Raw genomic sequence first — 12,742 nt, 5'->3', positions numbered from 1 at the left:
CACGGGGTGACGGTCTTGGGCTTGACCGCCTTGCGCGACTCCAGGACGTGATCCACGATCCCGTAGTCCTTGGCCTCTGCGGCCGTGAGGATCTTGTCGCGCTCGATGTCGCGGTTGATCTGCTCGGAGGACTTGCCGGTGTGCACCGCCATGGTGTCCTCGAGCCACGAGCGCATGCGCACGATCTCGTTGGCCTGGATCTCGATGTCCGAGGCCTGGCCCCCGCCCTGGCCCTGCATGGCCGGCTGGTGGATCAGCACGCGGGCGTTCGGCAGCGCCAGGCGCTTGCCCGGGGTGCCGGCGGCCAGCAGGACCGAGGCCGCCGAGGCGGCCTGACCCAGGCACACGGTCTGGATCTCGGGGCGGATGAACTGCATGGTGTCGTAGATGGCCGTCATGGCCGTGAACGAACCGCCCGGAGAGTTGATGTACATGGTGATGTCGCGGTCCGAGTCCTGGGCCTCGAGCACCAGCAGCTGCGCCATGACGTCGTCGGCGGAGGCGTCGTCGACCTGGACGCCCAGGAAGACGATGCGGTCCTCGAACAGCTTGGTGTACGGGTTCTGACGGCGGTAGCCGTAGGGGGTGCGCTCCTCGAAGTCCGGCAGGACATAGCGGGAGGAGGGCATGTGGGAAGCGGTGGAGCCGGCGCCGTGGGCGGCCATGGCCTGGTGGTTGTGCATGGAAGTCATCCTCGGTTCCTTCGGAAGATCAGCGAGAGGGTTCAGCGGACTCAGGACTCGGTGTCCTTGCGGGTGCCCCCGCCCCCGGAGACTCCCGAGGCGTTCGCGGCGATGTGATCGAAGAAGCCGTACTCCAGGCCGCGCTCGGCGGTGAACCAGTTGTCGCGGTCGTTGTCCTCGAGGATCTTCTCGATGCTCTGACCCGTCTGCTCGGCCGTCAGCTGCGCCAGGCGCTTCTTCATGTCCATGATCAGCTCGGCCTGCACGCGCACGTCCGAGGCCGTGCCGCCCATGCCGCCGGAGGGCTGGTGCATGAGGATGCGGGTGTTCGGCGTGGCGTAGCGCTTGCCGGGCGTGCCCGACGACAGCAGGAACTGCCCCATGGACGCGGCCAGGCCGGTGGCCACGGTCACGACGTCGTTCGGGATGAGCTGCATGGTGTCGTAGATCGCCATGCCGGCGGTCACCGAGCCGCCCGGGGAGTTGATGTAGAGGTAGATGTCCGCCTCGGGGTCCTCCGCGGACAGCAGGAGCATCTGCGAGCAGATCAGGTTCGCGTTGCGGTCCTCGACCTGCGAGCCGAGCCAGATGATGCGCTCGCGGAGCAGGCGGTTGTAGACGTAGTCGTCCTGGCCCATGGGGCCCGTCGTGGTCTCCATTCGCGGCTGCGACGAAGTCATGGGTGCGTCCTCTTGTCGGGGGTCGTTCTGATTGCCTCCGACACTAATCCGGCGGCGGGTCCGCGCGGGGAGCTCGGCGGCGGTGTTCGCTGTTGGCTGTCGCGGGCCCGTCGTGCTCCCGGCGCTTCTTCGACGAAGGGGCGGAAGCCTCGAGGCGCTCACTCGCAGTCGTCGTCCTGCCGATCGGGTTCGAGGATCGCGGCCATGGACCCTCCGAACACCACGGCGACCACCGCTGCGATGTACGGGTCCATGAAGCGCCCGAAGACGAAGAACAGCATGATCGCCAGGAAGGCGGCGGTCAGGACGGTGCTCAGGGAGGTTCGCACGGGATGCTCCTCATCGGATCGGGCGGCCGGAGGCGCGGGATGCCGCGCACGACGCTATCAACCACTGCTCCGCATGGTAGGACCGCGCGGCTCCGTTCCCAGGCCCCCTCGACGACGACAGCGCCCCGTCCGATCGGACGGGGCGCCGCATGTTGAGCCCGGGGCGGGCCTCCCTCGGGAGGCGCTCACCGGGATCGGATCACTTGCCGTCGTTCGGCTCGACGATCTCGTCGGCCTCGACCGCCGCGTCCGAGGCGGCGGCCTCGGAGGCCTCCTCTGCGGTCTCGTTGGCAGGCTTGACGAACTCCGACAGGTCGACCGGCTTGCCGTTCGAGTCGGAGACGGTCGCGTACTCCAGGACCTTGGCAAGAGCCTTGCGACGACGGACCTCGCCGACCATCATCCCGGCCTGGCCGGAGCCGTCGAGCATCTGGGCGAACTGGTTCGGGTCCATGCCGTACTGCTGCGAGGTGGTGACGATGTAGTCGATCAGCTCGGACTGCTCCACGCCGATCTCCTCGGCGTCGGCGACAGCGTCCAGGACGATCTCGTTGCGGAACGCGGCCCGGGCGTTGTCGCGGACCTCCTCGCGGTGCTCCGGGGTGTCGTGATCGGCCTCGGCGTTGGGGTTGTTGAAGTGCTGCTCGAGCTGGTCCTCGATGATCGACTCCGGGACCTCGATCTCGACGAGCTCGACGAGCTGGTCCAGGACCTTGTCGCGGGCCTCGATGCCCTGCTCGGCGACCACGGAGTCGGCGGCCTGCTTCTTCAGGTCGGCGCGCAGCTCCTCGATGGTGTCGAACTCGGAGGCCATTTGGGCGAAGTCGTCGTCAGCCTCGGGCAGCTCGCGCTCCTTGACCGCGGTGACCTTGACCTTGACGGTGGCGTCCTCGCCGGAGTGCTCGCCGCCGGCCAGCTTGGTCTCGAACGTGGCGTCCTCGTCGGCGGACAGGCCCAGGATGGCCTCGTCCATGCCCTCGAGCATGTTGCCGGAGCCGATCTGGTACGACAGATCGTTCGCGGCGTCGACCTCCTCGCCGTCGACCAGGGCCTGCAGGTCCAGGGTCACGAAATCACCGTCGGCGGCCGGGCGATCGACGGCCTCCAGGGTGCCGAAGCGCCCGCGCAGCTCGTCGAGGCCCTCGGTCTCATCGGCGTCCTCGGCGTCGCGCGCCTCGACCTCGACGGTCAGGCCCTTGTACTCGGGCAGCTCGATCTCCGGGCGCACGGTGACCTCGACGGTCGCCTTGACGTCGGCCTCACGGTTCTCGGAGGAGGGCTGCTGGGTGACCTCGAGCTTGGGCTGGGCGATCGGGGTGAGCTCCTGCTCCGCCAGCGCCTGCTGGAAGAAGGAGTCCATGCCCTCCTGGAGGGCGTTCTCCACGACGAAGTCGTAGCCCACGCGCTGCTCGATCAGCTTCGAGGGGACCTTGCCCTTCCGGAAGCCCGGCACCTGGATCTGATCAGCCAGGGACTTGTAGGTGCGATCGAGGTACGGCTTGAGCTCCGCGAACGGGATCTCCAGCTCGATCTTGGCCTGGGTGGGGCTGACTTTCTCGACGGTGCTCTGCACTGGCGATGCACTCCTCAGTGGATTCGGATCGGTGATGATGCGATGTCTGCTCGGCCTGCGGTCCGTCACTGGGCCGCAGGCACGGACGGCGCCCCCGAGCGACGCGCTCAGCGCGACGACGGGGACAGGCGTCGGGGTGACAGGACTCGAACCTGCGATCTCCTGCTCCCAAAGCAGGCGCGCTAGCCACTGCGCTACACCCCGTGGGCGTGCGGGCCGCGCAGTCGGAGGGATCCGGCCGGAAGCCGGAGGCACACGCTGCGGGGTCCGCTGACCGTCCGCGGTGCCCGCGCCTGGGCACGGACATCGCACGAGTCTAGCCGCACGCACCGCCATGCCGCACCCACAGGGACTCCCCGCGGTTTGCCGAGGCTGGGCGCGTGGGGTAGTTTCATCGTCGCTCGTGCTCGTCGGATCCGCTGCCGTCGACGCATGCGCGGGGATGTAGCTCAATGGTAGAGCCTCTGTCTTCCAAACAGATTACGCGGGTTCGATTCCCGTCATCCCCTCACAGAATCGAGGGCCCCGGCGATCAGCAGATCGCCGGAGCCCTAGTCGTCGCTCTGCCGGCTGGTGACAGATCTGCAGCCCCTCAGCGCTGAGGAGGCGCAGATCTGTCGCCAACTCACGAGGAGACGGCACCGCACACTCGTACCGGTGGTCCAGGCCGCACTTCGGCACCTGATCAGCGTCGATCGCGTGCGCTGCTGCGACCTCAGCGGGGTGAGACCGGTGGCTGGCAGCTCGGGCACCAGAACAGCGCGCGCCCGGCCAGCTGCTGGCGCTGCACCGTCGTGCCGCAGCGACGGCAGGGCAGGCCGGCTCGGCCGTAGACGTAATTGGCATTCTCGGGCCAGGCCTCCTCCTCGGGGATGCCCGAGCGGTCCTGAGGATCGGTGGTGATGATCCGCCCGAGCCGCACCCCGATGCGCATGAGCTGGACGTTCTCGTCCCACAGCGCACGGAGCACGTCCCGGGATGCCGAGGCTCCCGGCAGGAACGGGTCCACGCCCTGCCGGAACAGCGATTCCGCGCGGAAGATGTTGCCGACCCCGGAGATGATCGACTGCTCCATGAGCAGCACCGCGATCGGACGACGGCTGCGGGCCGCGCGCTCGCAGAACACCGCCGGGTCGGTCGCGGGATCCAGCGGATCGGGGCCGAGCTTGGCCTCTGCCGCGTCCGCCTCGGCGGGGGTCTCCACCGCGCACAGCGCGGGCCCGCGCAGATCGGCCCAGCCGTGCTCTCCGACCAGGCGCACGCGCACCGCACCCACGGGCTCTTCCGGGATCACGCGGCCGTCGTCGTCGTGCTCCACCGCCTGCAAGGATTCGCCGGACTCGCGCTCCCCCGATCGCCTCGGCGCACCGATGCTCGAAGCGGCCGAGAACTCGGCGTCGCCGGCGAAGCTCCAGGCGCCGTAGATCCCCAGGTGCGATCGCAGGATCAGGGTGTCGGAGGGATCATCCGGGGCCGCCAGCTCCAGGAACAGCTGCTTGCCGTGAGCGCGCGAGGACACCAGCCGCCGGCCGTCGAGCATGGCCGCGCCGTCGGAGAGGCGACCCTGCGGACTGGACACGACCAGAGCCTGCCCGCCGAAGACGTCGCCGAGCTGAGCGGCCAGGCGGTGGACAGAATGGCCCTCCGGCATGGCCTCAGCCCTGGAACGGGCGGGCGGTGATCTGCTCGAGGCGACCGACCACCGCGCCGGTGCGCTCGAACTCCTCGATCTGAGCGATGCGGCGCACATGGCGCTCGTCGCCGGAGAAGGGCTCCTCCAGGAAGGCGAGCACGATCTCGAGCCCCTCCTCGGCGCTGTGCTGGCGCCCGCCGAGGGCGATGACCTGTGCGTCATTGTGCTGCCGCGCGAGCTTGGCGGTGTCGAGCGACCAGGCCAGGGCGGCGCGGATCCCCGGGACCTTGTTCGCGGCGATCTGCTCCCCGTTGCCGGACCCGCCCAGCACGATGCCCAGAGAATCGAGACCGGCCGCGCGGTCCTCGAGCACGGCCTGGGCGGCGTGGATGCAGAAGGACGGGTAGTCGTCGAGGGCGTCGTAGACCTCGGGGCCATGGTCGATCAGCTCGAACCCGCGCTGCGAGAGCTGCTGGACCAGGTACTGGGACAGCTCCATTCCGGCATGATCCGTGGCGATATGCACGCGCATGGTGCTTCAGCTCCTCGAGTTCTCGACGGGCGCTCAGACGGCGCCTTCAGATGCGGCCTCCAGCCTAATCGCCCGCGCGGACGAGCCAGGTGCATGGCATCATGGGCAGAACGCCCGGGAGGCCCTGCCCCCAGTCAGCGCGACGATGCGCCGATGAGCCGCCCCGCAAAGATGAACCGTCCGGAAAGGACCCACCGTGCCCGGAAAGAACCTGACCCGCGAGGAGGCCGCTGAGCGCGCCGCCGCCCTCGAGGTCGCCTCCTACGACGTCGTGCTGGACCTGACCACCGGGGAGGAGACCTTCGAGGCCTTCACTCGGATCCGCTTCACGTCGTCGCGTCCGGGAGAGGGCACGTTCATCGACGCCTTCACGGCCTCCGTGTCCTCCGTGCGCCTCAACGGCCGGGAGCTGGACCCCCAGGAGGTCTCCGACGGCGTGCGCATCCAGCTGCCGGAGCTCGCCGAGGACAACGAGCTCGTCATCGCCTCCACCATGGAGTACACGAACACCGGCGAGGGCCTGCACCGCTTCGTGGATCCCGCCGACGGCGAGGTCTACCTCTACTCGCAGTTCGAGGTCGCCGACACGCGACGCATGTTCCCGGTGTTCGAGCAGCCGGATCTCAAGTCCAGGTTCACCTTCACCGTGACCGCCCCGGCGCACTGGCAGGTCGTGTCGAATCAGCCCACGCCGGAGCCCGTCGTCGCAGGCGAGAACGCCACCTGGCACTTCTCCCCCACCCCCGTGCTGCCGCCGTACATCACCGCGCTGGTGGCAGGGCCGTACGAGGTCGTGCGCTCCGAGCTGAGCTCCAGCGACGGCCGCACGATCCCGCTGGGCGTCTTCGCCCGCAAGTCGCTGATGGCCCATGTGGACGCGGAGGAGATGTTCCGCATCACCCGTCAGGGCTTCGAGTTCTACGAGGCCCAGTTCGGGACCCCATACCCGTTCGAGAAGTACGACCAGCTCTACGTCCCGCAGTTCAACGCCGGGGCCATGGAGAACGCGGGCGCTGTGACCTTCGTGGAGTCCTACGTCTTCCGCTCCAAGCCGACGCAGGCCCGCCGCGACCGCCGCGTCATCACGATCCTGCATGAGCTGGCGCACATGTGGTTCGGCAATCTCGTGACCATGCGCTGGTGGAACGACCTGTGGCTCAACGAGTCCTTCGCCGAGTACGCCTCGACCCTGGCCTCCGCACAGGCCACGGATGTGGAGGGCGCCTGGACGATCTTCGCCTCCGGGGAGAAGTCGTGGGGCTTCGAGCAGGACCAGCTGCCCACCACGCACCCGATCAAGGCCGAGATCGCCGATCTGGAGGACGTGCTCGTCAATTTCGACGGCATCACCTACGCCAAGGGCGCCTCCGTGCTCAAGCAGCTCGTGGCCTGGGTGGGCCAGCCGGAGTTCATGGCCGGGCTGCGCACCTACTTCCAGGCCCACGGCTGGGCCAATGCCGAGCTGAAGGACCTGCTGGTCGAGCTCGAGAAGGCCTCCGGTCGCGATCTCAAGGACTGGTCCCAGCGCTGGCTCGAGACCGCCGGGGTCAACACCCTGATCCCGCGGGTCGAGCGCGACGACGACAGCATCATCACCTCGTTCGCGATCGAGCAGACCGCTCCCGAGCACCTGCCCACGCTGCGCCCGCACCGGCTGGCTGTCGGCTTCTACGACGTCGACTCCGCGACCGGGCTGCTGCAGCGCACCCACCGCCACGAGCTCGACATCGACGGCGCCCTCACAGAGGTCCCCGAGCTTGTGGGACGCGAGGCGCCCGACCTGATCCTGCTCAACGACGACGACCTGGCCTACGCCAAGATCCGCCTGGACGAGTGCTCGCAGGACACCGCCGCCGAGCACCTCAAGGACTTCGCGGACTCGCTGCCGCGCGCCCTCGTGTGGCAGGCCGCATGGGACGGCGTGCACGACGGCGTCACACCGGCCCGCGCGTACGTGGACACCGTGCTGAACAACATCGGTCAGGAATCGGACTCCACCACCGTGAACCTGCAGCTGCGCCGGCTGGATCAGGTCCTGGACTCCTACGTGGCCCCGGAGCCCCGCCGGTCCACCGATCACGATGCCGCCGCCCGCCTCTGGGCACTGGCCGAGCAGGCCGCACCGGGTTCGGATCACCAGCTGCAGTTCGTCAGTGCCTTCGCCCGTCGCGCCGCTTCGGCCGAGCACCTGGACCGGGTCCAGCAGCTGCGCTCGGGCGAGATCCGACTCGAGGGCCTGGAGATCGACGACGACCTGAGCTGGTCGCTGCTGATCAGCCTGGCAGCGGGCGGTCGTGCCGGCACCGAGGACATCGACGCTGCCCTGCAGGCGGACAACACCGAGCACGGGGCGATCTCCGCCTCCTCGGCCCGGGCCGCGATCCCCACGCCGGAGGCCAAGGCCGAGACCTGGCGGGCCGTCGTCGAGGAGGGCACCATGCCCAACTCGCTGCAGGCCGCCGCGATCGCCGGGTTCCGCAAGACCCCGGATCCGCAGCTGCTCGCCCCGTACACGCGGAAGTACTTCGAGCAGGTCACCGACATCTACCGCACGCGCTCCCACGAGCTCGCCGAGCAGATCGCTGTGGGCCTGTTCCCGCGCACCCCGGTCCAGGCCACGGTGGATGCCGCCGATGCCTTCATCGCCCAGATCCCCGCGGATCTCAACGGCCTGCGCCGCCTGGCCCTCGAGGGGCGCAACCGCGTGGTCCGCGCGGTCGCGGCCCAGCAGGTCGACGTCGCCCACCCGGCCTCCCCCGGCGTGCACGAGCCGGATCTCACGGCCCTGGCAGATGCCGAGGCCGCCAAGCGCACGCCGCAGCCGCGCACCACCATGGAATGACGCGTCCCGACCCGACGCTGTCCGCAGCACAGCGCCCTGCAGCACAGGACCCCGAATCCGGCGACCCCGAGGAGGCCAGCATGCCCGAGCCCAGCGCACCCCGAGACTCCGCGACCCGTGAGGATGCCTCGACGGGCGATGCGGCCCGGCTGCCAGCCACGGGCGGAGCATCGCCCGGTCAGGCGCCGAGCGAGTCGGCGCCCGTGCCCGATCCCGCGCAGCAGCCCGCAGCACCGGAGGCCCCGGCCGATGCGCGGCTGATCCCGGTGGGCCGCCCGCTGTCGGCCATGCGCCGCCCGCAGCGCAGCGCGGGCAACGGCGCCGACTCGGGCTCCGGCGCCCAGGGCGCCGAAGCCTCACGCAGCTCGTCGTTCTACGACGAGATCGGCGGTCACGAGACCTTCGCCAAGCTCACCCGCGAGTTCTACGCACGGGTGGCCGAGGACGAGCGCTTCCGCGCGATGTACCCGGAGCAGGATCTGGGCCCTGCGGAGCGCCGGCTGCGGATGTTTCTCGAGCAGTACTGGGGAGGGCCGACGACGTATTCCGAGGAGCGCGGCCACCCGCGCCTGCGCATGCGGCACATGCCGTTCACCGTGGACACGTGGGCCCGTGACACCTGGCTGAAGCACATGCGCGCCGCGGTGGAGACGCTGGAGCTGTCCCCCATGCACGAGGGCATCCTGTGGGACTACCTGGAGCGCGCCGCGCATTCGCTCGTCAACAGCCCCGGCTGATCATCCTCAGCGGCGGATGAGCACGAACCCGCCAGGGCACGCCAGCCGCGCCCAGGGCCCGTGCACGGCCACCGGGATCTCCGACGTGTCGTCGGCGCGCAGGAAGCCCAGCGACCAGGCGGCGAAGGCGGCTCCGTCGGGGACGTCCGCGGCCTGACCGGGTGTCCTCCCCCATCCCGAGATGCGACCCCAGATCTGCGAGCGCACGCGGTCGACGATCTCCTGCCCGGAGTCCGTGGGCACGGTGCGGGCGACCTCTTCGATGCCGTCGCGGGCCGCGCGCACGAGTTCGACGGCCGGGACGTGGGCGACGGTCTCCCAGCCCGACAGCGACGGTGAGATCCCGGCCCATGCCGCGTGGCTGTCGTGGGGAGGCAGGCCCAGCAGGGTGTCGTCGCGATCGGCTCGCGGGATCCGGTCCAGCACGCCGCCCAACGACACCACGACATCGAGCTCGGAGGCCTCGGCCAGTCCCGCGGTGCGCAGGCCGAGCACCGTGGGGGTGGAATCCAGAAGCCCCTGCTTGGCCAGGGCGCAGGTCCAGATCCCCACCGCGCCGCCGACGGCCTGGAAGCGCACGGCTCCGTCCGCGTCCACGGCCCGAGCACGGCTCAGGTACGTGCCGACGTCCTCGACGGACTCCCGGTCCTGCAGGCGCAGGGATCGTCCCATCTCAGGCCTCCCCCGTGTCCGAAGGATCGCCGGCCGCAGACTCGCAGGGACGCCGGCGGAAGGCGATCGGCTCCTGGCTGTAGTGCTCCAGGAAGGCGCGCTGCTCGGGTCCGAAGGCCTCCGGGCGCCCGGTCCGAGCGTCGATCTCGACAGTCGTGGACTGGGCGATCGCGAAGACCGTCCCGCCGCCCGGCTCCTGGAGCCGGTAGTTCAGCACGTAGGAGCTCGTGCCGATGTGGGAGGCCCACACCTCCACCTCGATGTCATCGGTGCGGTAGTGCAGCTGCGCCAGGTACTCGACCTCCTGGCGCCCGATCACGGTGAGGCGCTGGCCCACGAGCTCCCGGAACGTGACGTCCTGCGGCACTCCGGGGACGCCCTCGAGCGTGGTCTCGCTCAGGCGGATCCTGGCGTCCTCGAGGTACTGCAGCTGGATGACGTTGTTCGCGTGGCCGTAGGAGTCGATGTCGCCGAAGCGCATCTGCACGGGGATCCTCAGGGTGCTCATTCCCCCATGGAAGCACACGGGCCTGACGTCGCCGCTGCACCCGCTGCGCAGCCCCGCGCCTCTAGAGTTGGGCCCATGAGCCAGAACCCCGATGAGCCCGCCCGCCCCTCCTCCGCGGCACCCCAGTCCTTCCCGACGCAGCGGTCCTCGGCCCAGGAGGAGCCCGCCAAGGATCCCGCCCAGCGCACACAGGATCTGATCGACATGCTCCAGCTGGCCGACGGAGGCGGTGCCCGCACGCACGAGGACATCTTCGTGGGGCGCACCCTGTCGGCCATGCGCCGGGCCGTCTACGGCGGCCAGGTGCTGGCGCAGTCCGTGATCGCGGCGGGGAGAACGGTCGAGGAGCCGTCGCGGCGCATCCACTCGATGCACGCCTACTTCCTGCGCGCCGGCGACATCACCCAGCCGATCACCTTCGGTGTGGAGCGCATGCGCGACGGCCGCTCCTTCTCCACCCGGCGCGTGCACGCCTACCAGTCCGGCAGCACGATCTTCTCCGGGATCTGCTCGTTCCAGGAGCCCGCCGAGGGTCTGGAGCACCAGGACCGGATGCCGCAGGGCATGCCGGATCCGGAGTCCCTGCCCACCGCCGAGACGCTGCTCGAGGGCGTGCCGCTGTCGGCGGCGCGCTCAGTGATCGAGCGTCCGTTCGACATCCGCTACATCACCCAGCCCCTGTACCTGGCCCCGGACGAGGACCGCCAGCCGTTCAACGCGGTGTGGGTGCGCACGCACAGCCGTCTGCCCGATGACCCTCAGCTGCACCAGGCAGCGCTGGCCTATGTCTCCGACTACGTGATGCTGGAGCCGGCGCTGCGCCGCCACGGCCGGGTGTGGACCCAGAAGGGGATGTCCGTGGCCTCGCTGGATCACGCCATGTGGTGGCACCGCCCGGCTCGCGCCGACGAATGGCTGCTGTACGTGCAGAGCTCGCCGTCGGCCTCCGGAGCCCGTGCGCTCGGTGAGGGCCGCATGTTCGACCGCGATGGGAACCTGGTGGCCACCACCATGCAGGAGGGCATGATGCGCCTGCCCGAGTTCGCGGACTGAGGACGAGGGCTGCGGAAGGAGCGGATGCTCGCCGGCCGCGACTCGGCTGGCGGCATCCGCTCGGATCCTGCGTCGATGCCCATACCGGAGACGGGAGCTCAGACGCGGGCTGGCGCTCGACCCCAGACCCGCTGATGCCGCTGTGCGGTGAGGATCCCGGCGGCGGCCACAACCAGGCCGAGGAGCAGGGAGATCGGGTAGCCGGTGAACGCTGCGACCGTGAGTCCGGCCCAGGCCCCGATCGTCCCGGCCAGCATGTTGAGGCTGCTCAGCAGCGTGAAGTCGGTCCCGGCGTGATCGGGGCGCGAGAGATCCAGGTTGACGGCGTACATGCCGGTGTTCGCCATGGTGTAGCCCGCCAGGATCAGGCAGGCGCCGAGGACGGCTGCCGCCCCCGCGGTCGCGGAGGCGCCTGAGCCCAGCACGAGCGGCAGCAGGAGCAGACCGCCCAGCAGCTGGACGCCCGCCCCCAGGCCCATGATCGGAGCCCGACCCCATCGGCCCATCAGGCGCCCGGCCAGCAGGCCGGCACTCAGGGCCGGGATCGAGGCCAGCACGGAGGTGGTGAGTCCGATCCGGCTCAGCGACCAGCCTGCGTCGGTGAGGATGGGGGTCACCAGCGACCACATGCCCGCCGAGCCCATGGCCACCAGCGGGATGGCGCCCAGGCCCCACAGCCGGGCTCCCGGCTGTGCCAGCACGCCCACGACATCGCGCAGGCGCAGCCGGACGTGCGCGAGGTCCTCGCGCTCCGGCTCCCGGCAGCGCAGCACGGGGATCATGGCCGCAGCCGTGCACAGCACCAGCAGCACGACGGCCGCGCGCCAGCCCCACTGGTCGTGCACGACCAGCGCCAGCCCGCCGCCGATCACCGTGCCGACGTAGCTGGCGGCCACCTGGACGCCGGCGCCGTCGTCGTGGCTGTCCTCGGGCAGCTGACGCACGGACAGCGCGTCGGCAGCGATGTCCTGCGTGGCGGAGAACAGCACGAACAGCCCGGCGAGCACGGCCACCGGGCCCAGCTGGGCGACCGGGTCGACGAGCAGCGCCAGGCCCAGGAGGCTGAGGACCATCAGCGACTGCAGCATGATCAGCCAGGCTCGATGATGGCCCGCCGCTCGTGCGGGGCTCCAGCGGTCCACGAGCGGCGCCCACAGGATCTTCAGCGGCCAGATCAGCCCGAGCAGCTGGAGCAGGCCCAGCATCGCCAGGTCCACCCCGCCGCTGCGCAGGATCCCGGTGAGGCCGGTGCTGATGAACGACGCCCCGATGAACTGGGTGGTGTACAGCGCCCAGAGCAGGCTCCACAGCCCGGCAGCCACGTGCGGCCGCGCGACGGAGGCCCTCGGGGTGCTCGCGGTCCTCGCCCGGCTCATGCGCTCCTCCAATATGCCGTGGCCTCGATGGCCTCGCGGCCCACGCCGTGGGATCGCAGCACCGCGGACAGCGCTCGCGTGTCGGCCGCTTCGAGCGCGATCCAGTACCGATCCTGAGGGCTCG

The 12,742-nt window shown here is 70.1% G+C and carries 13 protein-coding genes and 2 tRNA genes; 4 read left to right on the top strand and 11 right to left on the bottom strand.

Features of this window, described 5'->3' with window-relative positions; genetic code table 11:
* From M3E84_RS11535 to M3E84_RS11515, 5 genes are all read right to left on the bottom strand, one after another.
* Window positions 1-683: ATP-dependent Clp protease proteolytic subunit (locus M3E84_RS11535; protein ID WP_259907346.1), on the bottom strand; the 683-nt coding region annotated here is incomplete at its 3' end.
* 50 nt (window positions 684-733) lie between these two features.
* Complete coding sequence (locus tag M3E84_RS11530; protein ID WP_259896352.1) at window positions 734-1,363, bottom strand: ClpP family protease; 630 nt, start codon at window positions 1,361-1,363, stop codon at window positions 734-736.
* A 158-nt stretch (window positions 1,364-1,521) separates the two neighbouring features.
* Window positions 1,522-1,692 (bottom strand): hypothetical protein, encoded by a 171-nt coding sequence (locus M3E84_RS11525; RefSeq protein ID WP_259896351.1) that lies wholly within the window; start codon window positions 1,690-1,692, stop codon window positions 1,522-1,524.
* A gap of 199 nt (window positions 1,693-1,891) precedes the next feature.
* A complete protein-coding gene (gene tig, locus M3E84_RS11520) occupies window positions 1,892-3,265 on the bottom strand; it encodes a trigger factor (protein ID WP_259896350.1) in 1,374 nt (457 codons plus the stop codon).
* A 131-nt stretch (window positions 3,266-3,396) separates the two neighbouring features.
* Window positions 3,397-3,469, bottom strand: a tRNA-Pro gene (locus M3E84_RS11515).
* A 234-nt stretch (window positions 3,470-3,703) separates the two neighbouring features.
* On the opposite strand from M3E84_RS11515, the gene M3E84_RS11510 reads away from it, so the two are divergent.
* A tRNA-Gly gene (locus M3E84_RS11510) sits at window positions 3,704-3,774 on the top strand.
* A 206-nt stretch (window positions 3,775-3,980) separates the two neighbouring features.
* Here the strand turns inward: M3E84_RS11510 and M3E84_RS11505 are convergent.
* On the bottom strand, window positions 3,981-4,916 hold the full coding sequence (locus M3E84_RS11505; RefSeq protein WP_259896349.1) for an Fpg/Nei family DNA glycosylase: 936 nt from the start codon (window positions 4,914-4,916) through the stop codon (window positions 3,981-3,983).
* Between the two features lie 4 nt (window positions 4,917-4,920).
* On the bottom strand, window positions 4,921-5,430 hold the full coding sequence (locus M3E84_RS11500; protein ID WP_259896348.1) for a ribose-5-phosphate isomerase: 510 nt from the start codon (window positions 5,428-5,430) through the stop codon (window positions 4,921-4,923).
* 196 nt (window positions 5,431-5,626) lie between these two features.
* Between M3E84_RS11500 and pepN the strand changes: the two genes are divergently transcribed.
* Together pepN and M3E84_RS11490 are read left to right on the top strand one after the other, a co-directional pair.
* On the top strand, window positions 5,627-8,272 hold the full coding sequence (gene pepN, locus M3E84_RS11495; protein WP_259896346.1) for an aminopeptidase N: 2,646 nt from the start codon (window positions 5,627-5,629) through the stop codon (window positions 8,270-8,272).
* An 80-nt stretch (window positions 8,273-8,352) separates the two neighbouring features.
* Window positions 8,353-9,009, top strand: coding sequence for a globin (locus tag M3E84_RS11490; RefSeq protein WP_396415620.1), 657 nt, complete (start codon window positions 8,353-8,355; stop codon window positions 9,007-9,009).
* Between the two features lie 6 nt (window positions 9,010-9,015).
* On the opposite strand, the gene M3E84_RS11485 is transcribed toward M3E84_RS11490, so the two are convergent.
* On the bottom strand, window positions 9,016-9,681 hold the full coding sequence (locus M3E84_RS11485) for a hypothetical protein (RefSeq protein WP_259896345.1): 666 nt from the start codon (window positions 9,679-9,681) through the stop codon (window positions 9,016-9,018).
* Between the two features lies 1 nt (window position 9,682).
* Window positions 9,683-10,189 carry a thioesterase family protein gene (locus M3E84_RS11480; RefSeq protein WP_259896344.1) on the bottom strand — a complete coding sequence of 169 codons (507 nt, stop codon included), beginning with the start codon at window positions 10,187-10,189 and terminating at the stop codon, window positions 9,683-9,685.
* 204 nt (window positions 10,190-10,393) lie between these two features.
* Between M3E84_RS11480 and M3E84_RS11475 the strand changes: the two genes are divergently transcribed.
* Window positions 10,394-11,242, top strand: coding sequence for an acyl-CoA thioesterase II (locus M3E84_RS11475; protein WP_259896354.1), 849 nt, complete (start codon window positions 10,394-10,396; stop codon window positions 11,240-11,242).
* Between the two features lie 98 nt (window positions 11,243-11,340).
* Here the strand turns inward: M3E84_RS11475 and M3E84_RS11470 are convergent, their stop codons facing one another.
* Together M3E84_RS11470 and M3E84_RS11465 are read right to left on the bottom strand one after the other, a co-directional pair.
* Window positions 11,341-12,618, bottom strand: coding sequence for an MFS transporter (locus M3E84_RS11470; RefSeq protein ID WP_259896342.1), 1,278 nt, complete (start codon window positions 12,616-12,618; stop codon window positions 11,341-11,343).
* On the bottom strand, window positions 12,615-12,719 hold the full coding sequence (locus M3E84_RS11465; RefSeq protein ID WP_259896353.1) for a hypothetical protein: 105 nt from the start codon (window positions 12,717-12,719) through the stop codon (window positions 12,615-12,617). The genes M3E84_RS11470 and M3E84_RS11465 overlap by 4 nt, the downstream gene beginning before the upstream one ends.
* Between the last annotated feature and the right edge of the window lie 23 nt (window positions 12,720-12,742).

Origin of the sequence: Kocuria sp. p3-SID1428, assembly GCF_025149945.1 — a bacterium.
In the GTDB taxonomy this organism is placed as follows: Bacteria; Actinomycetota; Actinomycetes; order Actinomycetales; family Micrococcaceae; genus Kocuria.
Note: the sequence above shows the minus strand (reverse complement) of the source record. Positions and strands in the feature narration are given on the sequence as shown.